20 protein-coding genes are annotated in these 21,776 nt (G+C 71.1%); 5 read left to right on the top strand and 15 right to left on the bottom strand.

Going from position 1 to position 21,776, the window contains the following annotated elements; translation table 11 throughout:
• Positions 1-13: 13 nt before the first annotated feature.
• Entirely contained in the window at positions 14-508 is a 495-nt protein-coding gene (locus tag MTES_RS14385) for a MarR family winged helix-turn-helix transcriptional regulator (RefSeq protein WP_013586004.1), read from the bottom strand.
• A 40-nt stretch (positions 509-548) separates the two neighbouring features.
• On the opposite strand from MTES_RS14385, the gene MTES_RS14380 reads away from it, so the two are divergent.
• Positions 549-1,475, top strand: a complete 927-nt coding sequence (locus tag MTES_RS14380) for a DMT family transporter (RefSeq protein WP_148272890.1) — start codon at positions 549-551, stop codon at positions 1,473-1,475.
• Here MTES_RS14380 and MTES_RS14375 read toward each other — a convergent pair.
• The 9 genes from MTES_RS14375 to MTES_RS14335 form a co-directional block, all read right to left on the bottom strand.
• The gene (locus tag MTES_RS14375) at positions 1,454-2,302 is read right to left on the bottom strand and encodes a hypothetical protein (protein WP_013586002.1); all 849 of its coding nucleotides are present in this window, start codon (positions 2,300-2,302) and stop codon (positions 1,454-1,456) included. The two genes, MTES_RS14380 and MTES_RS14375, sit on opposite strands and share 22 nt — an antisense overlap.
• Positions 2,299-2,964, bottom strand: coding sequence for a LuxR C-terminal-related transcriptional regulator (locus MTES_RS14370; RefSeq protein ID WP_013586001.1), 666 nt, complete (start codon positions 2,962-2,964; stop codon positions 2,299-2,301). The genes MTES_RS14375 and MTES_RS14370 overlap by 4 nt, the downstream gene beginning before the upstream one ends.
• On the bottom strand, positions 2,952-4,310 hold the full coding sequence (locus MTES_RS14365) for a sensor histidine kinase (RefSeq protein ID WP_013586000.1): 1,359 nt from the start codon (positions 4,308-4,310) through the stop codon (positions 2,952-2,954). The genes MTES_RS14370 and MTES_RS14365 overlap by 13 nt, the downstream gene beginning before the upstream one ends.
• A gap of 64 nt (positions 4,311-4,374) precedes the next feature.
• Positions 4,375-5,637, bottom strand: coding sequence for a substrate-binding domain-containing protein (locus tag MTES_RS14360; RefSeq protein WP_043361487.1), 1,263 nt, complete (start codon positions 5,635-5,637; stop codon positions 4,375-4,377).
• Between the two features lie 74 nt (positions 5,638-5,711).
• Positions 5,712-6,977, bottom strand: a complete 1,266-nt coding sequence (gene mmsB, locus MTES_RS14355; protein WP_013585998.1) for a multiple monosaccharide ABC transporter permease — start codon at positions 6,975-6,977, stop codon at positions 5,712-5,714.
• Positions 6,964-8,490, bottom strand: coding sequence for a multiple monosaccharide ABC transporter ATP-binding protein (gene mmsA / locus MTES_RS14350; RefSeq protein ID WP_043363051.1), 1,527 nt, complete (start codon positions 8,488-8,490; stop codon positions 6,964-6,966). The genes mmsB and mmsA overlap by 14 nt, the downstream gene beginning before the upstream one ends.
• Positions 8,491-8,633: 143 nt before the next feature.
• Positions 8,634-9,737: a multiple monosaccharide ABC transporter substrate-binding protein gene (gene chvE / locus MTES_RS14345; protein ID WP_013585996.1), complete on the bottom strand. Its 1,104-nt coding sequence runs from the start codon at positions 9,735-9,737 to the stop codon at positions 8,634-8,636.
• Between the two features lie 292 nt (positions 9,738-10,029).
• Complete coding sequence (locus tag MTES_RS14340) at positions 10,030-11,055, bottom strand: LacI family DNA-binding transcriptional regulator (protein WP_013585995.1); 1,026 nt, start codon at positions 11,053-11,055, stop codon at positions 10,030-10,032.
• Between the two features lie 93 nt (positions 11,056-11,148).
• The gene (locus MTES_RS14335; protein ID WP_013585994.1) at positions 11,149-12,471 is read right to left on the bottom strand and encodes a M20/M25/M40 family metallo-hydrolase; all 1,323 of its coding nucleotides are present in this window, start codon (positions 12,469-12,471) and stop codon (positions 11,149-11,151) included.
• A gap of 84 nt (positions 12,472-12,555) precedes the next feature.
• Between MTES_RS14335 and MTES_RS14330 the strand changes: the two genes are divergently transcribed.
• Both MTES_RS14330 and MTES_RS14325 read left to right on the top strand, forming a co-directional pair.
• Positions 12,556-13,539, top strand: coding sequence for a Gfo/Idh/MocA family protein (locus MTES_RS14330; RefSeq protein ID WP_043361482.1), 984 nt, complete (start codon positions 12,556-12,558; stop codon positions 13,537-13,539).
• A 237-nt stretch (positions 13,540-13,776) separates the two neighbouring features.
• Positions 13,777-14,637 carry an NYN domain-containing protein gene (locus MTES_RS14325; protein ID WP_013585992.1) on the top strand — a complete coding sequence of 287 codons (861 nt, stop codon included), beginning with the start codon at positions 13,777-13,779 and terminating at the stop codon, positions 14,635-14,637.
• Positions 14,638-14,768: 131 nt separating this feature from the next.
• Here MTES_RS14325 and MTES_RS14320 read toward each other — a convergent pair whose 3' ends face one another.
• Together MTES_RS14320 and MTES_RS14315 are read right to left on the bottom strand one after the other, a co-directional pair.
• Positions 14,769-15,395 (bottom strand): hypothetical protein, encoded by a 627-nt coding sequence (locus tag MTES_RS14320; protein ID WP_013585991.1) that lies wholly within the window; start codon positions 15,393-15,395, stop codon positions 14,769-14,771.
• Positions 15,392-16,975 (bottom strand): ATP-dependent DNA ligase, encoded by a 1,584-nt coding sequence (locus tag MTES_RS14315; RefSeq protein ID WP_013585990.1) that lies wholly within the window; start codon positions 16,973-16,975, stop codon positions 15,392-15,394. Before MTES_RS14315 ends, MTES_RS14320 begins: the two co-directional genes overlap by 4 nt.
• A 193-nt stretch (positions 16,976-17,168) precedes the next feature.
• Here MTES_RS14315 and MTES_RS14310 point away from each other — a divergent pair, with 193 nt between their 5' ends.
• On the top strand, positions 17,169-18,815 hold the full coding sequence (locus MTES_RS14310; protein WP_013585989.1) for a RecQ family ATP-dependent DNA helicase: 1,647 nt from the start codon (positions 17,169-17,171) through the stop codon (positions 18,813-18,815).
• Between the two features lie 71 nt (positions 18,816-18,886).
• Here MTES_RS14310 and MTES_RS14305 read toward each other — a convergent pair whose 3' ends face one another.
• The 3 genes from MTES_RS14305 to MTES_RS14295 all read right to left on the bottom strand — a co-directional run bounded on the left by MTES_RS14305 (position 18,887) and on the right by MTES_RS14295 (position 21,114).
• On the bottom strand, positions 18,887-19,294 hold the full coding sequence (locus MTES_RS14305; RefSeq protein WP_013585988.1) for a membrane protein: 408 nt from the start codon (positions 19,292-19,294) through the stop codon (positions 18,887-18,889).
• A gap of 66 nt (positions 19,295-19,360) precedes the next feature.
• Positions 19,361-19,969 carry a DUF1349 domain-containing protein gene (locus MTES_RS14300; protein WP_013585987.1) on the bottom strand — a complete coding sequence of 203 codons (609 nt, stop codon included), beginning with the start codon at positions 19,967-19,969 and terminating at the stop codon, positions 19,361-19,363.
• Complete coding sequence (locus MTES_RS14295) at positions 19,966-21,114, bottom strand: DUF418 domain-containing protein (protein ID WP_231848095.1); 1,149 nt, start codon at positions 21,112-21,114, stop codon at positions 19,966-19,968. Before MTES_RS14295 ends, MTES_RS14300 begins: the two co-directional genes overlap by 4 nt.
• A gap of 58 nt (positions 21,115-21,172) precedes the next feature.
• Between MTES_RS14295 and MTES_RS18595 the strand changes: the two genes are divergently transcribed.
• The gene (locus tag MTES_RS18595) at positions 21,173-21,763 is read left to right on the top strand and encodes a TetR/AcrR family transcriptional regulator (protein ID WP_013585985.1); all 591 of its coding nucleotides are present in this window, start codon (positions 21,173-21,175) and stop codon (positions 21,761-21,763) included.
• Positions 21,764-21,776: the final 13 nt, after the last annotated feature.

Here is a 21,776-nt window from a genome sequence, read left to right as displayed (position 1 = left end):
AGAACGTGACCTCTCATGCGCCGAGGGAACGGCCCCAGGCGCGCAAGAGCCCCTCCAGCGTGCGACGATCGCCCGGAGTCAGCGCCGACAGCAGCCTCTCCTCGTTCGCGACGTGCGCGACCAGCGCCTCGTCGATCACCCGCCGCCCCTCCGGTGTGAGCGAGATCACCCGCCCGCGGCCGTCGTCGTCGCTCGCGCTCCTCGACACGAGACCGGATGCCACGAGCCGGTCGACCCGCTTCGTCACCGCGCCGGTGGTCACCATCGTGTGGCGCGCGAGCTCGCCCGGCGCGCAGGCGTAGGGCTCCCCGAGACGGCGGAGGGCCGCGAGGATGTCGAACTCCCCCTCGCCGAGGCCGAAGCGGCGGAAGACGGCGAGCAGTTCGGCGTCGAGGTGGGCGACGATCCGGCTCATGCGGCCGATGATCTGCATCGGCGACGCGTCGACGTCGGGACGCTCGATCGCCCACTGCGCGACGAGGTCATCGACGTGGTCGGGGTGGGTCATGGCATCCACATTACCTTCCGTGGAAACTATACTGTCTTCCATGGAAGATAAATTGCGTGTCATCGCCGTCACCGCGGTCGCCCCGATCGCGTGGGGAGCGACCTACGTCGTGACACGGCACCTGCTTCCGGCCGACGCCCCGCTGTGGGGCGCCGCGCTGCGCGCCCTGCCCGCCGGACTCCTGCTGTGGGCGCTGGCCCGTCGGCGACCGCGCGGCGCGTGGTGGTGGAAGGCCCCCGCGCTGGGGCTGCTGAACTTCGGCGCGTTCTTCGTGCTCGTCTACCTGGCCGCCCAGCTGCTGCCCTCCTCGATCGCCGCGTCGATCATGGCCCTCGCCCCGCTCGCGCTCGCGGGGATCGCATGGCCGCTCCTCGCCCAGAGGCCGACCGCGCGGTGGGCAGCGGGCGCAGCCCTCGGGATCGTCGGTGTCCTGCTGGTCGTCGGCCTCGGGACGGGATCCGTGTCACCGGCCGGGGTCGCGGCATCCGTCATCGCCGTTCTCGCGTCGTCACTCGGGGCGATCCTCACCACCCGGTGGCGCGACGACACTCCCCTGCTGGCCACGACCGCGTGGCAGCTCACCGCGGGCGGGATCGCGCTCATCGTCGCGGCCGGGATCGTGGAGGGGCCGCCGCCGCGCGTGGATGCCGCCGGAGTCGCCGCCTACGCCGGGATCGCGGTGGTGGCCACCGCCCTCGCCTTCGTGTGCTGGTTCACCGGGCTCCGGCACCTCCCCGCGGGGACCGTGGGGATCATCGGGCTCCTCAACCCCGTGACCGGCGTGGTGCTCGGGGTGCTCGTCGGCGGGGAGTCCCTCGCGGTGCTGCAGGCGGTCGGCATCGCGCTCGTCCTGCTCTCGCTGGTGATCGCCCGCCCCCGCCGCACGGGAGAGGGGCCCCTCCCCGCCGATCGACGACGGGAAAAGGCCCCTCGGGGGCGCGACGGTCAGGACGAGAGCGACACCTGACCCAGAGCGGCTTCGACGTCGACGACGGCCTTCGCCGACGACGAGGTGCGCAGGCTGTTGTCGACGGAGCCGATGCCGTCGTTGTTCACGACCCGGTATTCGTCGTCGGGCAGGGTGATGTCCGCCGAACCGGCCGTGACGGTGACCGTGGTGCGGCTGGGTGTCGCACCGCTCAGGCCGGCCGTCAGCTCGCCGCCGGCGACCTCGAACGACGCCGTGTCGACGCCCTTCACCGCGGCCGTGGCGGCGCCACCGGCCACGGTGACCTCGAGGGTCTCGGCGCTTCCCGACAGGTCGACCGCCCCACCGGCGAGGTTCACGGTCAGCCCCCGCATCTCGGCGTCCAGGTCGAGTGTTCCGCCCGTGACGTCGATGCGCGCGTCGAGCGGCGTGTCCTTCAGGCTCCGCGGCAGGGTGAGCGTCGCGCCCGGGCTCCGATCCCAGTCGATGAACGCTCCGCGCGGCGACGACACGCGCAGGGTGTCCCCCGTGCGCTCGAACGTCCATCCGCCGCGGCGCGCCCCACCGGCATCCAGGGTCGCGTCCGCCACGTCGCCGTACTCGATCGTCAGGGAGCCGCCCGCGACGTCGACCGCGAGGTCGCTCAGGTCGCGAGCCGAGACGGAACCGGCGTTGACCCCGGATCGCGAGTCGGAGAGCGTGGCGGCCGCCGTGATCGCGGTCCCGCCGACCGTGCCGATCAGAGCGCACGCGCCCACGACGATCGTGACGATCGACACGGCGAGGACGGTTCCGCGGCGCGAGGACGGCGCCTGCGGGGGCGTCGGCTCGAGAGGGGTCGGCTCGAGGGGGGTCTGCGTGGTCATGACGATGCTCCGGTGTGGTCGTGGCCCAGGTGCACGAGGGCGGCGATGACGCGGCGGTTGCCGGTCTCGTCCTGCTCCAGGCCGAGTTTGGTGAAGATGGCGGTGATGTACTTCTCGACGCTGGCCTCGGAGACGAAGAGCGCCTGCGCGATGGCCTGGTTCGAGCGGCCTTCCGCGATGAGGGCCAGCACGCTGCGCTCGCGCTCGGTCAGGCTCTGCAGCCGCTCGTCGCGACGGCGACGGGCGAGCAACTGCCCGACGACCTCGGGGTCGAGCACGGTCGCTCCCCCGCTGATGCGGGCGACGGCGTCGAGGAAGTCCCGGACGTCGGCGACCCGGTCCTTCAGCAGGTAGCCGAGCGAGCCCTGTCCGTCGGCGATCAGATCGCTGGCGTACTGCTCCTCGACGTACTGCGAGAGGACGAGGACGGCCAGTCCCGGATGCCGGGACCTCAGCGCGATCGCGGCGCGGATGCCCTCATCGGTCCAGGTCGGCGGGAGCCGCACGTCGAGGATGCAGAGCTCGGGCGCCGTCTCGGCGACCGCGGCATCCAATCCTTCGGCGTCGGGGAGAGCGGAGACGACCTCGTGGCCGTCGTCGGCGAGAAGGCGGACGAGTCCCTCGCGCAGCAGCACGGAGTCTTCGCAGATCAGGATGCGCACGGGACGCTCACCTCCACCGTCGTGGGTCCGCCCTGGGGGCTGTCGATACGGGCGGTGCCGCCGGCCGCGGTCACGCGGTTGACGATGCCGTCCAGTCCACCGCCGGGCACGACGCGCGCGCCGCCCAGGCCGTCGTCCTCGACACGGGCCCACAGGGTCCCGTCCTCGCGGAGGCGCACGTGCACGCGGCACGCTGTCGCGCGGGAGTGCTTGGCGGCATTGGTCAGGGCCTCGGCGATCGAGAAGTACACCGCGGCCTCGGCCGGACGACTGCACCGACGCGGCAGGCGCACGTCGAGCGTCACCGGGATGTGCGAACGAGACGCGAGCGCCGAGAGGGCGGCATCCAGTCCCCGATCATCCAGCACCGAGGCGTGGATGCCGCGGGCGAGCTGCCGCAGTTCGGTGATCGCCGACTTGGTCGAGGCATGGGCTTCGGCCACGAGGGCTTTCGCCGTTTCGGGATCGTCGTCGATCTTGGTCTGGGCGAGCCCCAGGGTCATGCCGATCGAGACGAGCCGCGGCTGGACGCCGTCGTGCAGGTCGCGTTCGATGCGGGTGCGCTCCACCTCGGCGGCGCGGACCGCTCCGGCGCGCCGGGTGTCGGACGTCCGGGCGCGCTCCTCGAGCTCCGCCTCGCGCGAGGGCACGAAGATCGCGCGGACGATCACGCCGTGCAGCACGGCGACACCGACGATGGCGGCGAGCGAGCCGACGAGGGCGAGGATGCCGACGATCGGGGCGGCGAAGCCCTCGAGCGGGAAGATCCCGAGGAAACGCGTGTCGGGCCACCCGAAGATCGGGGCGACGGCGAGAGCGAGACCCCACGCCGAGAGGCCGGCCGCGGTCAGCACCACCAATCCAAGGAGGGTGCCGATCGCGAACGAGGCCACGGCACGCCACTGCCCCGGGTCGATCGCCTGCAGCCAGATCGTGTGCAGGAAGCCGACGAAGCCGGGGCGGGTGCTCCGGCGCGGACGCAGCGGCGGGAGTCCGAAGCCGTACAGACCGTCGACGCGCGCCCGTTCGAACCACGCCACGGCGAAGAGGGCGTAGACGAGGCCCACGAGGACGACGACCCCGACGAGCATCGCGACGAGCAGCCCGAGACCGCCGCCGAGCATACCGAAGAGGGCGCTGAACACGATCGGCCCGACGAGGCCGAGGGCGGCCAGCTGCGCCGCCGCCCCGGCGATGCGGCCGGGGGTCGCGATCCGCACGCGCGACGGCGCGGTGGCGACCGGAGCGGAGGGCGGCAGGGGAAGGGTGGCCGCCGTGTCGGTCGCGGAGTCGTCGCGGCCGGCCGGGTTGGGCGGAGGAGGCGGGAGGACGGATGCCGTGGTCATGTGTTCCACGGTAGGGGTGGGTCCCGCTCCGGCACCGCCCGGGCAGCCCCCGCCCGCGTTCGGGTTATCCCGAAAGCTCCTCGGGGGTCAGCCATCCCGTCTCGACGAGGGCCGACGCGATGTCGTCGGCGCGGAGGGTCTGCGCACCGATCGCGAGGGCCGGGATGCCGCTGAGCCCGGCGATCTCCGTCCCGTCCCCCGCGGGTTCGCTGTCATCGAGAACGGCCTCCACGGCATCCGCAATCGGGATCGCCAGCTCGCGGGTGTCGACGAAGACCGTCGCGGCGAGCACGCCGCCGTCGAGGGCCTGGACCGTGGCGAGGTCGGCGCCCGAACCCACGACGACGGGCACCGCGCGGTCGCCGGTCGCCGAGGGGGTCGGCGTCGGGGACGCGGTCTCGGACACCGGCGGGTCGGTCGTGAGCGCCGTGACCACACCGCGGGTGACGGCGTCGCCGAGGGCGAGGATGGCGACGGCGGGATCCTCGACCACACCGGTGCCAGGCAGGGCGTCGCGCACGCGCTCCTCGGCGGCTGCGGCGACATCGAGCGGCGCCTCGGCGACCGTGGCATCGGCCCAGGTCGCGCCCGACGTGATCAGGATCCGCCCCTCGGCGACCGCGGGCGCGAGCGTGTCGATGGCCGTGTCGTAGCGGCGTTGCTCCCAGCCATCGTTCTCGTCACCGCCGAGGACGATGACCTCGGCGGGCCCGGACGGCGTGGTCGACACAGATCCGCCGGGATCGGGATCCGCGGTCTCGGGCTCGGACGTGTCGGGGGCGCCGGTGCCGGGATCGAGGGTGCCGGCGTCCGGCGAGATCGTCGGGTCCGCGGCATCCGTCCGCTCCCCCGCGTCCAGAGCGTCCAGCAGAGCCCGGGCCTCGGCACGGCCGAGCTCCTCCGGCTCGACGACCGCCGCGTATCCGGCCCCGGCGACCGGGAGGCCGCGGCCGAGCACCAGGACCGGGACGCCGTCCTCCCGCGCGACGTCGGCGGGTCCCTCGAGCTCGTCGGCCGACAGGGGCGCCACGATCACGGCATCCATCCCCTTCGTGAGCATGTTCTGCACCTGCGAGGCCTGCGTGCGCGCGTCGTCGGCGGCGTACTGGACGTCGACGCGGTAACCGCGATCGCGGAGTTCGGATGCCACCGCGTCACCCGCCTGCTCCCACGCGGCGTCCTCGGTCGCCGGCAGCGCGACACCGATCACCCCCGCCCCGTCGCTGGAGCCCGTTTCCCGCGCGGTCGTCGACGTGCAGCCCGCGAGACCGAGCGCGAGGACCGCGAGGAGAGCGGCGGCGCGGCGGAAGGGCGTGCGGGGGGTCACCGCTCCATCCTGCCCCAGCAACGGCGAGACGCCCCGGCGCACAGGGCGTCGGGGCGTCTCGAAGGGGGCGTGGATCACCCGCGGGTGCGGTTCTTGTTCCACACGTCGAAGGCCACGGCCAGCAGGAGCACGAGGCCCTTGATGAACTGCTGCACGTCGGTCGAGATGCCCATGAGCGACATGCCGTTGTTGAGCACACCCATGACCAGACCACCGGCGATCGCGCCGACCACGCGGCCGACACCGCCCTGGACGGCCGCTCCACCGATGAAGGAGGCGGCGATGGCATCCAGCTCGAAGAGGTTACCGGCGCCGGGCCCGGCGGAGTTCAGACGGCCCGTGAACACGATGCCGGCGAGGGCCGCGAGGACACCCATGTTGACGAACAGCAGGAAGTCGACGCGACGGGTGTTGATACCCGAGAGCTTCGCGGCGGTGCGGTTTCCACCGATCGCGTAGATGTGGCGACCGAAGACGCTGCGGCTCATCACCGTGGAGTAGCCGATGATCAGCACGCCGAGCACGACGAGCACGATGGGCGTTCCGCGCGAACCGGGAGCGACGCCGAGCAGGTAGGTGAGGTACGCGATGAGGGCACCGCCACCGATGAGCTTCACGAGGAAGGCGACCTGCGGCTCGTTCTGCAGCTCGAGGGCGGCGCGCTTCGCCCGCTGACGCACCTGCGACACGACGAACAGCACGAGGGTCAGCACGCCGAGTCCGACGGTGATCCACTCGGCCGGCGAGCTCGCGGCCGGGAACAGGTCGGGGAAGAGGTACCCGCCGCCGAGGGCGCGGTACTCGGTGGGGAACGGCGTGATCTGGGTGTTGCCCAGGGTCATCTGCGTCAGACCGCGGAAGAGCAGCATGCCCGCGAGGGTCACGATGAAGGCCGGGATGCCGATGTACGCCACCCAGAAGCCCTGCCACATGCCGACCACCGCACCGAGGAGGAGCGAGAGCAGGATGCCGAGCCACCAGGGCAGGCCCCACTGCACGATCAGCACGCCCGAGACCGCACCGACGAAGGCGGCGACCGAACCGACCGACAGGTCGATGTGGCCGGCGATGATGATCATCACCATGCCGATCGCGAGGATCAGGATGTAGCTGTTCTGGACGATGATGTTCGACACGTTGCCCGCGGTGAGCAGACGCCCGCCGGTCAGCGCCTGGAAGAGCAGGACGATGACGATCAGGGCGATGAAGATGCCGATCTCACGCAGTCGCGACGTGAAGAACTGCAGAATGCTGCCGGCACCGCCGCCGGCTCCGCCGCCGACGGGACCCTTCGGCGTCGCGGGACCCTGCGGGGTCACGGTGTTGTCAAGCGCTGACATGGTCGGCTTCCTTTTCCTTCGTCATGAGCACCATGAGTGCCTCGGGAGTGGCCTCTTCGATGGGCAGCTGGCCGGTGATGTGGCCTTCGCTGAGGGTGTAGATGCGGTCGCAGATGCCGAGCAGCTCGGGGAGCTCCGAGGAGATCACCAGCACGCCCTTCCCCTGCGCCGCGAGGGAGTTGATGATCGTGTAGATCTCGTACTTCGCGCCGACGTCGATGCCGCGGGTGGGCTCGTCGAGGATGAGCACCTCGGGGTCGGAGAAGAGCCACTGCGACAGCACGACCTTCTGCTGGTTGCCGCCGGAGAGCTTCCCGACGACCACGTCGACGCTCGGCGCCTTGATGTTCATCGACTTGCGGTAGCGGTTGGCGACGAGGTACTCCTCGTCACCGTCGACGAACCCGCCCTTGACGAGCTTGCGCATCCCGGCGATCGAGATGTTGCGCTTGATCGTGTCGATGAGGTTGAGACCGGCGCCCTTGCGGTCCTCGGTCACGTACGCCAGTCCGCTGCGGATGGCGGCGGGAACGGTCGAGGTGTCGACCTTCTGTCCGCGCACGTAGACGTTGCCGGAGATGCGCGAGCCGAAGCTCTTGCCGAACACGCTCATCGCGAGCTCGGTACGACCGGCGCCCATGAGGCCGGCGATGCCGACGACTTCACCGGCGCGCACCGTGAGGTTCGCGTTGTGGATGACGGTGCGGCTGGCATCCGTGGGGTGGCTGACGTTCCAGTCCTCGATGCGCAGGACCTCTTCGCCGATCTCGACATCACGATCGGGGTAGCGGTTCTCGAGCTCGCGTCCGACCATCCCGCGGATGATGCGGTCCTCGCTCGTGCCGCCCGTGGCGACGTCGAGCGTCTCGATCGTGCGACCGTCACGGATGATCGTGACCTCGTCGGCGATGGCGCGGATCTCGTTGAGCTTGTGGCTGATGATGATGCAGGTGATCCCCTGGCCCTTGAGGTGGCGGATCAGGTCGAGCAGGTGCTCCGAGTCGTCGTCGTTCAGGGCCGCGGTCGGCTCGTCGAGGATGAGGAGCTTGACGTCCTTCGAGAGGGCCTTCGCGATCTCGACGAGCTGCTGCTTGCCGACGCCGATCTCGTTGACGGGCACGTCGGGGCTGTCGCCGAGGCCCACGCGCGCGAGAAGCTTCGCGGCTTCGCGGTTCGTGGCATCCCAGTCGATGAGTCCACGGTGGGTGATCTCGTTGCCCAGGAAGATGTTCTCGGCGATCGAGAGGTAGGGGCTCAGCGCGAGCTCCTGGTGGATGATGACGATGCCGGCCGACTCGCTGTCGCGGATGTCTTTGAACTCGACGGTGTTGCCGTCGAAGACGATCTCGCCGCGGTAGTCGCCCGCGGGGTACACACCGCTGAGCACCTTCATGAGAGTGGACTTGCCGGCGCCGTTCTCGCCACAGATGGCGTGGACCGTTCCGCGCTCGACGGTCAACGACACGTCGGCGAGCGCGATGACGCCGGGGAACTCCTTGGTGATCGAGCGCATCTCGAGGATGGTGCTCACGAGGTCCTCCTTGCAGGGCCGGCCGTGGCCGGTGGGGATGAGAGACGTGGGTCGCCTCCGCCGCGACCGAACGGATCGATCGCGGCGGAGGCGGTGCGGGACGGGACGAAGCCCGCCCGCGGGGATTACTTGAGGTCGGCCTCGGTGTAGTAACCGCTGTCGACGAGGACTTCCTTGTAGTTGTCCTTGGTGACGATCGTCGACTGCAGGAGGTACGAGGGGACGACCTTCTTGCCGTTGTCGTACGTCGTGGTGTCGTTCGTCTCGGGGGTCTCGCCCTTGCGGATGTCGTCGACCATGGTCACGGCCTGCTTGGCGAGCTCGCGCGTGTCCTTGAAGATCGTCGAGTACTGCTCACCGGCGATGATCGACTTGATCGAGCCGGCCTCGGCGTCCTGGCCCGTGATGACGGGGAGCGCGTCGGCCGAGTAGCCGCCCGAGGTGAGGGCGGAGATGATGCCGATCGACAGGCCGTCGTAAGGCGACAGGACACCGTTGAGCTTGGTGCCGCCGATGACGGTGAGGATGTTCTCCATGCGCTTCTGCGCCGTCTCCGGCAGCCAGCGGAGGATGGCCGCCTGGCCGAACTCGGTCTGGCCCGAGGGGACCACGAGCACGCCCTTGTCCATGTAGGGCTTCAGCGTGTCCATTGCGCCGTTCCAGAAGAACGTGGCGTTGTTGTCGTCGGGGCTACCGGCGAACAGCTCGATGTTGAAGGGACCGGTGGCGCCCGTCTCCTTGCCCGAGGCGTCGAGGACACCCAGGCCCGTGAGGAGCGAGGTCGCCTGCTGCACGCCGACCTTGTAGTTGTCGAAGGTCGTGTAGTAGTCGACGTTCTCGGTGCCGTTGATGAGGCGGTCGTACGCGATGACGGGGATGTTCGCGTCCTTGGCCTGCTGCAGGACGTCGGTGAGCGTGGTGCCGTCGATCGAGGCGATGATCAGGGCCTTGGCGCCCGTGGTGATCATGTTCTCGATCTGGGAGACCTGCGTGGGGATGTCGTCGTTCGCGTACTGCAGGTCGACCTGGTAGCCGAGCTCCTCGAGCTGCGACTTGACGTTGTTGCCGTCGGCGATCCACCGCTCCGACTGCTGGGTCGGCATGGCGACACCGATCGTGCCGCCGGCCTCCTGCTCGCCGCCGCCGCTGTTGCCCGTGCGGTCTCCCGCGCAACCGGCCAGGCCGATGCCGAGCGCGAGGACGCCCACCCCGGCGATGGTCTTGAGCATGCTGTGCTTCTTCACTCTGGTTCCCTCCATTGGGTTTGTGTCGCGGTCTCTCCACACGGAGCCCACCGCGGTCTCTGCGGACGAGGTCACGCCGGACGCACGATTCGACGGGGCGAAACGAAAGACGGTCGAAACATCTTCGTCTCGACGGATCCGCTCCGCAGCGAGTCCCGTCGGCCGTGTGACCGGTCATGTGACCGTTCACATTGTGTGTGTGATGCTACCCCTCCGCCGGACCTCGGTGTCAAGTGTTCGTTCGCTCGGTGTCCAGCCGTTGCCGAAATGTGACGAATCAGCGACTCGGCGGTGCGGTGGACGACCGCACGATGAGGCGCAGGTGGTCGGGCTCGGGCGCGACCTCCTCGCCCCCGGTCTCCCCCACCGCACGCAGCAGATCCCACACGGCGCGTCGCCCGATCCCGAAGAAGTCCTGACGGACGGTCGTGAGCGGCGGCCAGAGGTGCGCCGACTCGGGCACGTCGTCGAAGCCCACCACCGCGATGTCGTCCGGCACGGACCGACCGATGTCCCGCACGGCATGCATGAACCCGAGCGCCATATGGTCGTTGCCCGCGAACACCGCCGTCGCATCCTCGGTGCGCAAGAGCTCCAGACCCGCCTCGTAGCCGAACTGCGCCGTCCAGTCGCCGAGGACGGGGGGACGCGGCGAGAGGTCGTTGGCATCCATCTCGGCGAGATAACCCCGCATCCGGTGGTCGGCTTCGATCCAGTCGCGCGGACCCGCGATGTGCAGGATGCGATTGTGCCCGAGGTCGATGAGGTGGCGCACCGCCGCGCGGGCCCCCGCGATCTGATCGTTGAACGACGCCGTCGAGCCGGTCGACGAGACGATCTGCACCGGGACCGGAAGCTGCAGCTCGTCCAGGATCGGGACGACCCGGGTCTGCGGGGCCACGGCGATGAGCCCCTCGACGGACTGCTGCATGAGGTGGTCGATCGAGGCCCGGACGTCGTCCGGCGCACTCGTCACGAGGCTCGTCACGGTGAGGCGGTAGCCGGCGGCGCGCGCGGCGGATTCGACCGCCTGGATCATCGTGGCCACGCCGAACGTCGTCGCGCGGGGCCCGAGCACCCCGATCAATCGCGAGCGACTCGTGGCCAGGGCGCGAGCGGCCTGGTTCGGCACGAACTTCAGCTCGGCGATCGCGGAACGCACCCGCGCGGCCGTCTCGGGACGCAGCTGGGGGCTGTTGTTGATGACGCGCGAGACCGTCTGGTACGACACCCCGGCGAGACGCGCGACGTCGCGGATGCTGGGGGCCCGGCCCGTGGCATCCGGAAGGTCGGTCTCGCTCATGGTTCGCCTCTTTGCGTCAACGGTCCCTGCGTGACCGGTCACACGAGGATAACCCGGCGCTTCGCCCGGTGCGTGTCGCGGCCATCCGCGCGGTCAGGATTCGAGGAGAGCCCGATAGAACCGGATGCCGCGGAGCCAGGAGTCCACGCGGATGCGCTCGTCCGGCGCGTGCAGCGCGTCCCGCTCCGGGCGGGTGAGGTGGAACGGGGCGAAGCGATACACGTGCGGGGTGAGACCGGTGTAGAAGCGGCTGTCGCTCGCCCCGAGCTGCAGATACGGCAGGGGGACGACGTCATCGCCCAGCGTCGTGACGACGGCGGTCGCCAAACGACGCCACGCCTCGCCCTGCCACGGAGACACCGGAGAGGGGTCTCCCCCTCTGCGCAGTTCGATGTCGACCAGCGGATCCGCGACCGCGCGACGCAGGTGGACGGCGACGTCGGAGAGCGTGTCGCCGGTGAGGAGGCGCACGTTCACGGTCGCGCGGGCGGTGGTGGCGAGGACGTTTTCGCCCGCCGCACCCTCGAGTCGGGTGACGACGGCGGTCGTGCGCACGAGGGCGTTCGTCTCGGGACCGAGGCGGGAGAACGCGGCCGTGACGAGCGGGGCGGAGACCGCGGTCCGTCGGAAGAGGGTGCGGAAGGGTTCTCGGCTGTGAGCCGCGGCGGTGCCGAGCATCGCGCGGACGGGGCCCGCGAGCCGGAGCGGGAACGGGCGGCGGTGCACGCGGTCGATCGCCCGAGCGAGCCGGGCCGTCGCGGGCAGCCGCGGCGGGGTCGAGGCGTGGCCGCCGGCTTCGCGGGTCACGAGGTCGAAGCTGGCGACCCCGCGCTCGGCCACCCCGATCATCGCGGTCGGGGCGGCGACGCCGGGGAGCGCGCCCTCGACCACGGCGCCGCCCTCGTCGACCACGAGCGCGGGGCGGACGCCGCGCTCCTCGAGCAGCGCGGCCATCGCCTGAGCGCCGGTGCCGCGGGTCTCCTCGTCGTGGCCGAACGCCAGCCAGACGTCGGTGCGCGGCTCGACGCCGTCGCGGAGCGCCTCCTCGACCGCCTCGAGGATCGCCACCAGTGCTCCTTTGTCGTCTATGGCGCCGCGGGCATATATCGCCGTCTCGGCGCCCTCCCCCTCGACGACGGCGTCGAAGGGCGGATGCCGCCAGGGCTGCCCGTCGACCGGGACGACGTCCTGGTGCGCGAGGAGGACCAGCGGCGACTCGGGCGATGCGCCGACCCACCGGTACAGGAGGGAATGGCCGGCGACGACCTCGCGCTCGAGGCGCGCGTGGGTGAGGGGGTAGAGCCGTTCGAGCGCCGCGTGGAACTCGTCGAACCGGGCGGTGTCGACCTCGGCGAGGTCGACGCGGGAGACGGTGGGGATGCGCAACAGCTCGCGGAAGCGCTCGACGGGCGTCATGAAGCGAGCCTAAGCCCGCGGCATCCGGGACTCCCCGCGCAGACGGGACCCGCCATGGCGGATGCCGCCGATACGGTTGGGGGCATGACCGGACTGCATTGGGGCATCCTCGCCACGGGGGGCATCGCCCACGCCTTCACCTCCGACCTCCGCACGGCGGGCCTCGACGTCGCCGCCGTCGGCTCGCGCCGCATCGAGAGCGCGCGCGAGTTCGCCGCGCAGTACGACATCCCGCACGCGCACGGCTCTTACGAAGAGCTGGTGAGCGACCCGACGGTGGACATCGTCTACATCGCCACCCCGCACCCCGGCCACGTCGACAATGCGCTGCTCGCCCTCGACCACGGCAAGCACGTCCTCGTCGAGAAGCCGTTCACCCTCAACGAGACCGAGGCCGCGATCATCCGCGACCGCGCCGCCGAGAAGGGCCTGCTCGCCATGGAGGCGATGTGGACGCGCTACCTGCCGCACATGGTGCGCATCCGCGAAATCATCGCCGCGGGGACCCTCGGCGAGATCCGCGTCGTCTCGGCCGACCACACGCAGAAGATCTCGACCGACCCCACGCACCGCCTCAACGCGCTGGAACTCGGGGGCGGTGCCCTGCTCGACCTCGGCATCTACCCGATCTCGTTCGCGGTCGACGTGCTCGGCCTGCCCGAGAGCGTCTCGGCGGTGGCCCGCCTCTCCGACGCCGGCAGCGACGCCGAGGTCGCCACGGTGTTCGTCCATCGCGACGGCGCCCTCTCGACCACGGTGTCGTCGTCGCGTGCCGCTGGCGCGAACACCGCGCAGATCGTCGGCACCGAGGCCCGCATCGAGATCGACCGGGTCTGGTACACCCCGACGTCGTTCCGCGTGGTGACGCCCGACGGCGACGTGGTCGAGGAGTTCACGACCTCGATCGAGGGACGCGGGATGCAGTTCCAGGCCGAGGCCGCGGAACGCTTCGTCGCGGCCGGTGCGACCTCGAGCGACGTCCTGCCGATCGACGAGACCGTCGCCATCATGGGCGTGCTCGACGAGGTGCGCCGGCAGATCGGCGTGGTCTACCCCGGGGAGCGCTGACCCGGAGGTGACGGCCGCGGGGCGGGCGGGCGCGCACCGTCTTGCGGAGTTCGTCGGCACCGCGTGCGCGCCGTCGCGCCGTCCGGCGGAGTTCGGCGCCGCCGCGCCGCCGCCGCCGTGCCGGAACCGGCGGGTCGAACCTCGACTCCGCGCGACGGCGCACCGGGCGAGACCCCGCGCCGCCGCGACGGCACGGCGGACTGGCCCTGACCGGCCGGACGGGTGAGACTGGATGCCATGCCCGATACGCTGAGCCCCCGCGTCGCCGTCTATCTCGATTTCGACAACATCGTCATGTCCTGGTACGACCGGGTGCACGGGCGCAACGCCTACTCGCGCGACCGGCAGAAGATCGCCGAGAACCCGATGGACCCCGAGATCGCCGAACGTCTCACCAAGGCCACGATCGACGTCGGTGCCGTGATCGATTACGCGGCGTCGTTCGGCACGCTCGTGCTCACGCGCGCCTACGCCGACTGGTCGGCACCGGTGAACGCCGAGTATCGCTCGCAACTCGTCGCTCGCGCGGTCGACCTCGTGCAGCTCTTCCCCGCGGCGGCGTACGCGAAGAACGGCGCCGACATCCGGCTGGCGGTGGATGCCGTGGAGGACATGTTCCGCCTCCCAGATCTGACGCACGTCGTCATCGTGGCGGGCGACAGCGACTACGTTCCCCTCGCCCAGCGCTGCAAGCGACTCGGCCGGTACGTGGTGGGCGTCGGCGTGGCCGGCTCGACCGCGAAGTCCCTCGCCGCCGCGTGCGACCGCTTCGACTCGTACGACTCCCTCCCCGGCATCCCGAATCTGGCGGAGACCAAGAAGGATGCCGCGCCGTCACGGCCCCGGGCCCGCAAGCGCTCGAAAGACCCGGCGGTGGACCTCCTCGACCGGGCGATGCAGCTCGAGGGCGAGCGCGCCGACGGCGAGTGGCTGCACGCCTCCGCGGTGAAGGACCTCATGAAGCGCCTTGACCCCTCGTTCAGCGAGAAGGCGCTCGGCTTCCGCAGCTTCTCGGACTTCCTCAAGGCGCAGACCGAGCACGTCGAGGTCGACGAGGAGTCGAACGTCGTGCAGGTGAAGGCGGTCGCCCGGGGCTGAGGCCCGCGGGGCGGGAAGCGGCGCGCCTCCGCCGAGCGCTCGGAGCGGGAGGTCCGCACCGATGCGAGGCACGCACCCCCGCGCGGCAGGTCAGCGCGCCGCGGCGCCTGCCACACGCCGAGGTCGGTGAGTCAGCGCCGCTCGGTGCCCGGGGCGACGTGAGCCAGGACGCGGTCCCACACCGACGTGAGGGTGACCTCGCCGTTGACCGAGCCGATCTCGTCGTCGGGCACGACCTGCATCTCGGCGGACCGCATACGCCCCACGTACCACTCGGCGTCGGTGATCGCCGCGGGGCCCTCGCCCCCGACGATCACCAGCGCCTCGGCGTCGAGATGGTCGAGCAGCGGGGTGCGCAGGTCGCGACTCAGCGGGTCGGACGGACTCGCGACGCCCACGATCGCGAGACGGTCGACCACCGGGCCCATCGCTGCGGCGAGGTAGATCGCGATCGGGCCCGCCGCCCGCTCTCCGACCAGCCCGACCGTCGTTCCGGGGGCTTCGCGTTCGAGGAGTTCGCGCAACGCGTCGACCGTCAAGCCCGCCGGGGTCTGCCCGCCGAACACCGGAGGATCCTCGAGCTCGGGGGCATCCAGCCCGACGGCGATGATCCGCACGTCGTACGCGGAGGTCACGCGCGCGTCGGGATCGGTGGTCGACACATCGCCGGTGCGCAGGACGAAGACCGCACGCGGCGCGCCCGGGGCGCCGAAACTGCGGTACCCGAGTTCACCGTCGAGCCACGGGGCGAGACTCATGAGATCGTCCTTTCGTCGAGACCACCCGACGGATCGTCGGCCGCGGCGCCGACGCCACCGCCCGGCAGCATCGCCCGCAGGGTCGCGATCGTGTCCGCCTCGCTCGCCGGCTTGTCGGAGCGGTAGGCCTTGACGCGGGCGAAGCGCAGGGCGACACCGCCGGGGTACCGCACCGAGCGCTGCACCCCGTCGATCGCGATCTCGACCACCGTGTCCGGGACGACGCGGATGCCACCGGGCACCTCTCCCGTCGCCCGCTCCGCGAAGTGCGCCGTCTGCCACCGGAGAAGTTCGTCGGTGAGTCCCTTGAACGTCTTCCCCACCATCACGAAACCGCCGGGCTCCCCGAACACGCCGTCGGGATCGCGCGCGCCGAGATGCAGATTCGAGAGCCAGTCGGCGCGGCGTCCCGATCCCCGCTCGACGCCGAGCACCACCAGGTCGAAGGTGTGCACGGGCTTGACCTTGAGCCAGCTCTTCCCGCGCCGGCCGGCGGAGTACGCCGCGTCGAGTCCCTTCACCATGACCCCCTCGTGCCCGGCTTGCAGAGCCGCTCGGGCGAAGGCGTCCGCGGCCTCGGGGTCGTCGGTCATCAGCGCGGGGATGCGGTACTCCCCCGCGACGCGCTCGAGCTCGTCGAGTCGTGCCGCGAGAGGCTCGTCGATGAGGTCGCGACCGTCGACGTGCAGGATGTCGAAGAACCACGGCCGCAGCGCGATCTCGCGGGCCGTCTCGGCTCCGAACCGCGCCATCGTTTCTTGGAACGGGCGAGGGGCACCGTCCTCGTCGAGCGAGAGCGTCTCTCCGTCGAGGATCACGTCGTCGACCGGGAGCGAGCGCGCCACCTCGACGATCTCCGGGACGCGATGCGTGACGTCGGCGAGGGTGCGGGTGAACACGCGGACCTCGTCACCGTGTCGGTGCACCTGGACGCGCGCGCCGTCGAGCTTGTACTCGACGGAGGCGCGGCCCGCGGCATCCAGGGCCTCGGCGACCGTCGCGGCGGTGGAGGCCAGCATGGGCTGCACGCCGCGGCCGACCACGAGTCCGACGGCGGTGAGGTCGTCGATCGTACCGGTCAGGGCGAGGACGGCGGTCTCGCCCAGGTCGCCCGAGAGCATGGCCGCACGGCGCACCGCGGCGCCGTCGCGGTCGGCGGCCCGGGCGATGGCATCCAGGAGGACTCCCTCGAGGGCACCGGTGCGCAGCTCGCCCGTCATGATCCGGATGAGGAGCTGCCACTCGCTCGCGGTCGCCCTCGAGGCCAGCTCGTCGAGGAGGGCCGTGCGGACCGCGGCCGAGCCCGTTCCCCCGACCTCGACCAGGCGGGAGAAGGCCTCGTCGATCTCGCCGATGGTCAGCGCGGGCGCGGGGACGTGGGCTCCGCCACGCGACGCGAGGGTGCGCCACCCCACACCCAGACGGCCCTGACGGGGCGCCGCGGTCAGCAGTCCGACCGCCGGTCCGATCTCGTCCGGCTCGAGTTCGCGGAGGAGCGCCGCGAGCGCATCGACTTTGGCCAGACGTGAGCGCGTGCTCGTCACCGCCGCGAGGGCCGTTTCGATGTCGCCGAAGAGCATGTCGGCATCCTGGCATCCCCCTCCGACATCGCTCCGACGCTTGCGCTGTCGCGGCCGAGCGTGCCACGGATGCCGGGGCCGCGAGCGATTTCCCGCTCGGGAACGTGGACCACACCCCCCGCGTGCCCGCAACCCCCGTCGCGATGTCGGAGGTTCAGGGTGTGCTGGGACCCTCCCCCAGGAATGAGGCACCGTGAACGCACCCGCCACCCTCGAACAGTCCGCCCGTACCGCCCGCGAGGTGTTCGGCTGGGACGACCTGCTGCCCGGCCAGGCCGAGGCGATCGACGCGGTCGTGAGCGGGCGTGACACGCTCGTGGTGTTCCCGACGGGCGCGGGCAAGTCGGCGGTGTACCAGATCGCGGGATGCGAGCTGGGCGGAACGACGGTGGTGATCTCGCCGCTGCTGGCGCTGCAGCGCGACCAGATCGACTCGATCGACGCCGCTCCCGACGCGCCCGCCGCGGTCGCCCTCAACTCCCGGACGAGCGCCTCGGCACGTCAGGCTGCGTGGGCGGCTATCGAGGGCGACGACGCCGTCTACGCGTTCCTCGCCCCCGAGCAGCTCGCCAACCCCGAGGTCTTCGACCGCCTCGCGCACGCCGACGTGCGGCTCGTCGTCGTCGACGAGGCGCACTGCGTGTCGGCCTGGGGCCACGACTTCCGCCCCGACTATGCCCGCATCGGCGACGCCGTCGAGGCCCTCGGGCATCCGCCCGTCCTGGCGCTCACGGCCACGGCATCCGCTCCCGTGCGCGACGACATCGTCGCGAGCCTCGGTATGCGCGATCCGCACCTCGAGGTGCGCGGCATGGATCGCCCCGAGATCCACATGGCCGTCCGCCGCCACGAGCACGACGTCGACAAGCGCCGCGCCGTCCTCGCCGATGTTCAGGATGCCGACGGCCCCGCGTTGCTGTACGTCGCCACGCGCAAAGCCACCGAGCTGTACGCCGACGAGCTGCGGGACCTCGGTCTCCGGGCCGCCGCGTACCACGGTGCGATGGCACAGAAGCGGCGCGACGAGGTCCACTCCGCGTGGAGCGCGGGAGAGCTCGACGTGGTCGTGGCGACCTCGGCCTTCGGCATGGGGGTCGACAAGAGCGACGTGCGCCTGGTGGTGCACGCCGATGTCACCGAGTCGCTGGACGCCTACGCGCAGGAGATCGGCCGCGCGGCGCGCGACGGACAGCCGGCCCGGGCGATCCTGCACTACCGGGCCGAGGACTTCTCGCTGCGATCGTTCTTCGCCGGCGGCCACACGAAGCGCGCCGACATCGCGGGCGTCTGGGACGAACTGCGACGGGCGAAGAAGCCGCTCCGCGCGAAGGACGTCGCCGAGAAGAGCGGTCGGCCGGCCCGAGCCATCGGGCGCGTGCTCAACCAGCTCGTCGCGTGCGGTCTCGCTGTGTCGGGCGCCGAGGGCGTCTCGGTGCAGAAGAAGGTCTCCGCCGGCGACGCCGTCTCCGCCGTGCGCGAGCGAGACGAGGCCGAGGAGCGGATCCGCGCCTCGCGCATCGAGATCATGCGCGGGTACGCCGAGACCACCCACTGCCGTCGACGCGCGCTGCTGGAGTACTTCGGCGTCGAGAGCCCGGCATCCTGCGGGTCCTGCGATCGATGCGACGCCGGGGCGGTCGCGCCGGTCGCAGCCGAGGAAGCGGTCGACGACGGCGGGATCCGCATCGACTCGCTCGTCGCGCATGCGGAGTTCGGACCGGGCACGGTCATGGGGATCGAAGACGACCGACTCACGGTCTTCTTCCCCGAGCACGGCTACAAGGTCCTCGCACGCGCGGCGTTCGAGAACGGCATCCTGGAGCTCGGCGAAGCGGCGTAGGCGATCACGCATCCCGGCCGGACGCGGCGGTCACGCCTCGGTACGGGTCACGAGCTGCGGTCGGCGCGGCGTCAGGGCCGTCGCGTCGCCCACCAGGCCCACGCGACGAGCGGGACCTGCAGGAACAGCCGGACGAACCGCGCGCGATCGGTGTTCAGCCCGGGAGCCGAGCGTCCCGTGCGCCACTGGTGCACATTGCCCGGGAACACCGCGACGAAGAACGTCGCGATCGCCGCGCCGATGCGCCCGCGTTCCCGCGGGAGGGCGATCAGCGCGGTGCCGAGCAGCATCTCGACGGCCCCGGATGCCACGACGATGGCGTCCTTGTCGGTGTGGAGCATCCGCGTCGCCCACTCCGGCACGACGATGCGGTATCCGCGACGCCCCCAGGTGAGGTGGCTGACGCCGGCACCGACCAGCAGCAGGGCCAGGGCGCCGCGTGCGACGGAACGGAGGGTGATACGTCGAGGGCGTGGCATCCGGTCAGTCTTTCACCGTGGTGGGGATGCCGGGGCCGGTGCGATCGAGTCTCCCGCGCCGTCCCGTCAGCTCAGGTCGCGCAGATCGGCGAGCGAGCGGCGGGCGTAGGCGATCTCGTCGAACACCACGGTCGCGCCGTCGCCCAGGGGTGCCTGCGCGAGGAACCCCACCGAGACGGTCGAGGAAGCGGCGTCCACGCGGAGAAGGCGCACGAAGTGCCACGACTCGGCGTCGAGCGAGAAATGGAACGCGTACGCGGGACCCGTACGGGCCACACGGAGGAACACCGCGTCCCCGGGGATGAGCGGTCCGTTCGCGTCGTCCGAGAAGTCGTTCGTCACGACGCTGACGACCATGGCTTCCCCCTGCGGCGAGTATTCGTTGCAGAGCTTCGCCCAGCGGTCCGGACTCGACCAGAGCGCGAGCGCCCCCGCATCGAAGGTCGAGCGCGGGCCGAGCACCCGCACGCGCGCGGAGAGGACGAAGTCTCCCTCCGGAGTGGGGAACGCCAGGGCGGTCGCGGCATGCTGCGCGGGGCCGCCCGTGGCATCGTTCGTCCAGTCGACGCCGCCCGCCGCGCGCAGGGTGAGGGCACCGGTGAGCTCGTCGAGAGCGGCGTCACCATCGACGCCCGTCCAGTGCAGCGGCGGGAGTCCGGGCAGCGAGAGAGTCATGACGGCACACTATCGACTGCCGCCGACGTCCGGCGCGAGCCGAGGTCGGCGGCGGCCCTCCACAGCCATTCGATGGGTCCGGTCGAGAATCGGCGGAGCCACAGGTACGCAGCCGTCGCCACGACGACCGTGATCACCACGAACGCCGTCACCGTGACCGGGGCGCGCCACGCGGCGAACGTCTCCGCCCACCCGAGACCCCAGCCGTAGAAGAGCGCCCCGCCGAGGAGGTTCTGCAGGAGGTAGGCGCTCAGGGCGACCCGTCCGATCTCTCGAGCGCGGCGTGCCCACCACCCGTTCGTCCCCCGACGGTGGCAGAGCTCGATGAGGAGTCCGAGCAAGCCGAGACCCACGATGGGCGCGGCGACGTAGCGTTCGAGCAGCAACCCCGCCGGGGTGGACGTCAGACCGAGGACCAGATCGACCGGTGCCGCACACGCACCGGCGATCATCAGTCGACGCCGCAGACGGGCGCCCTCCTCCGCGAAGACGCCGGCGCGGAGCAGGGCGGCGCCGGTGAGGAACATCGCGAGCGAGAGGAAGCCGATCAGGACCGGCTCGGCGCGGAAGATCACGGCGTTGTCGAGGCGGAATCCGACGAGACCGAGGAACGAGGAGTCCGCGTATGGGCTCGACCCGTCCGGGAGCGTTCCGTCGGCGTTGGCCCCGGGCATCGTCGTCAACGCCAGGACGATGAGAGAGATCAGAGCGACGTGGATGCCACCGAAGACGAGGATCATCGCGCGTTGCGCCCGCGGCCGGGTGAGGAGGAGGAACGACACGACGGCGGCGGTGACCGCGTAGCCCATCAGGACATCGAACTCCGCGATGAGGATGTAGTTCACGGCACCGTCGAGGAACAGCAACGCGGCCCGCCAGAGGTATCGCCCCGGCCAGCGTCGGTGGTGGCGCACCGCGGACCGATGCTGGAAGGCGAGTCCGACCCCGAAGGTCAGCGAGAGCAGGGCGAGGAATTTCCCCTGCGCGAGCGCCATGAGCACGAGCTGGGCCGCCGATGCCGACTCGCCCGGCAAGGTCGGCGCACTCAGCATGCCGATCAGACCCCACGGGTGCGAGAACACCCAGATGTTGGTCGCGAGCGTGCCGATGATCGCCACCCCGCGCACGATGTCGAGGCTGTCCACACGCTTACGTGCAGGCAATACGTTCGTATTGGTCACGGAATCACCGTAGCCTACGACGGTGGACTCGCACGCCTCTTCCCCGCGCGGCAGCCGGGAGAACATCGCCGAAGCAGTGCTGCGCGTGCTCTCCACACGGGGGCCGGACGATCTCAGCGTGCGCAAGGTCGCGGCGGAGGCAGGTGTGTCGGTCGGGGCCGTCCAGCACCATTTCCCGACGCGCGCGGCGTTGATCATCGGGGCGATGGATGCCGTGACGGCGCACTTCCGTGACCGCATCGGTGTCGCACTCGCAGACGCCGACTCCGCGGGAGAACGCCTTCGCGTGTTCTGCGAAGAGCTGGCCGCCCTCGGCGACGCGGGCCGACGCGACGCGATCGTGTGGACGGCCTTCGCCTCGCGCGCGGGCACGGACGCCGACGTGCGCGCGATCCACGAGCGCGAATGGCGACGCACCGAAGAGGCGATCCACGCGCTCCTGACGGACGCCTATCCGAACGCCCGCATCACCGCAGACGACGCGGGCGCCCTCCTCGCCCTGCTCGACGGCATCGCGGTCGCGCGCGGGGCGGAAGGGCTGGGACGGATGCCACCGGAACGCGGGCGCCGTCTCATTGCGGCGCTTCTGTCGACGTTCGCGGCTCGGGGCTGAGTGAGCGCCGGCT

This window comes from Microbacterium testaceum StLB037 (genome assembly GCF_000202635.1).
In the GTDB taxonomy this organism is placed as follows: Bacteria; Actinomycetota; Actinomycetes; order Actinomycetales; family Microbacteriaceae; genus Microbacterium; species Microbacterium testaceum_F.
Note: the sequence above shows the minus strand (reverse complement) of the source record. Positions and strands in the feature narration are given on the sequence as shown.

Excerpts from the sequence above, each read along its gene's own strand:
- MTES_RS14385 (WP_013586004.1), bottom strand. The coding sequence starts at position 508 with ATGACCCACCCCGACCACGTCGATGACCTCGTCGCGCAGTGGGCGATC.
- MTES_RS14380 (WP_148272890.1), top strand. The coding sequence starts at position 549 with ATGGAAGATAAATTGCGTGTCATCGCCGTCACCGCGGTCGCCCCGATC.
- MTES_RS14375 (WP_013586002.1), bottom strand. The coding sequence starts at position 2,302 with ATGACCACGCAGACCCCCCTCGAGCCGACCCCTCTCGAGCCGACGCCC.
- MTES_RS14365 (WP_013586000.1), bottom strand. The coding sequence starts at position 4,310 with ATGACCACGGCATCCGTCCTCCCGCCTCCTCCGCCCAACCCGGCCGGC.
- mmsB (WP_013585998.1), bottom strand. The coding sequence starts at position 6,977 with ATGTCAGCGCTTGACAACACCGTGACCCCGCAGGGTCCCGCGACGCCG.
- mmsA (WP_043363051.1), bottom strand. The coding sequence starts at position 8,490 with ATGCGCTCGATCACCAAGGAGTTCCCCGGCGTCATCGCGCTCGCCGAC.
- chvE (WP_013585996.1), bottom strand. The coding sequence starts at position 9,737 with ATGCTCAAGACCATCGCCGGGGTGGGCGTCCTCGCGCTCGGCATCGGC.
- MTES_RS14340 (WP_013585995.1), bottom strand. The coding sequence starts at position 11,055 with ATGAGCGAGACCGACCTTCCGGATGCCACGGGCCGGGCCCCCAGCATC.
- MTES_RS14335 (WP_013585994.1), bottom strand. The coding sequence starts at position 12,471 with ATGACGCCCGTCGAGCGCTTCCGCGAGCTGTTGCGCATCCCCACCGTC.
- MTES_RS14330 (WP_043361482.1), top strand. The coding sequence starts at position 12,556 with ATGACCGGACTGCATTGGGGCATCCTCGCCACGGGGGGCATCGCCCAC.
- MTES_RS14325 (WP_013585992.1), top strand. The coding sequence starts at position 13,777 with ATGCCCGATACGCTGAGCCCCCGCGTCGCCGTCTATCTCGATTTCGAC.
- MTES_RS14320 (WP_013585991.1), bottom strand. The coding sequence starts at position 15,395 with ATGAGTCTCGCCCCGTGGCTCGACGGTGAACTCGGGTACCGCAGTTTC.
- MTES_RS14315 (WP_013585990.1), bottom strand. The coding sequence starts at position 16,975 with ATGCTCTTCGGCGACATCGAAACGGCCCTCGCGGCGGTGACGAGCACG.
- MTES_RS14305 (WP_013585988.1), bottom strand. The coding sequence starts at position 19,294 with ATGCCACGCCCTCGACGTATCACCCTCCGTTCCGTCGCACGCGGCGCC.
- MTES_RS14300 (WP_013585987.1), bottom strand. The coding sequence starts at position 19,969 with ATGACTCTCTCGCTGCCCGGACTCCCGCCGCTGCACTGGACGGGCGTC.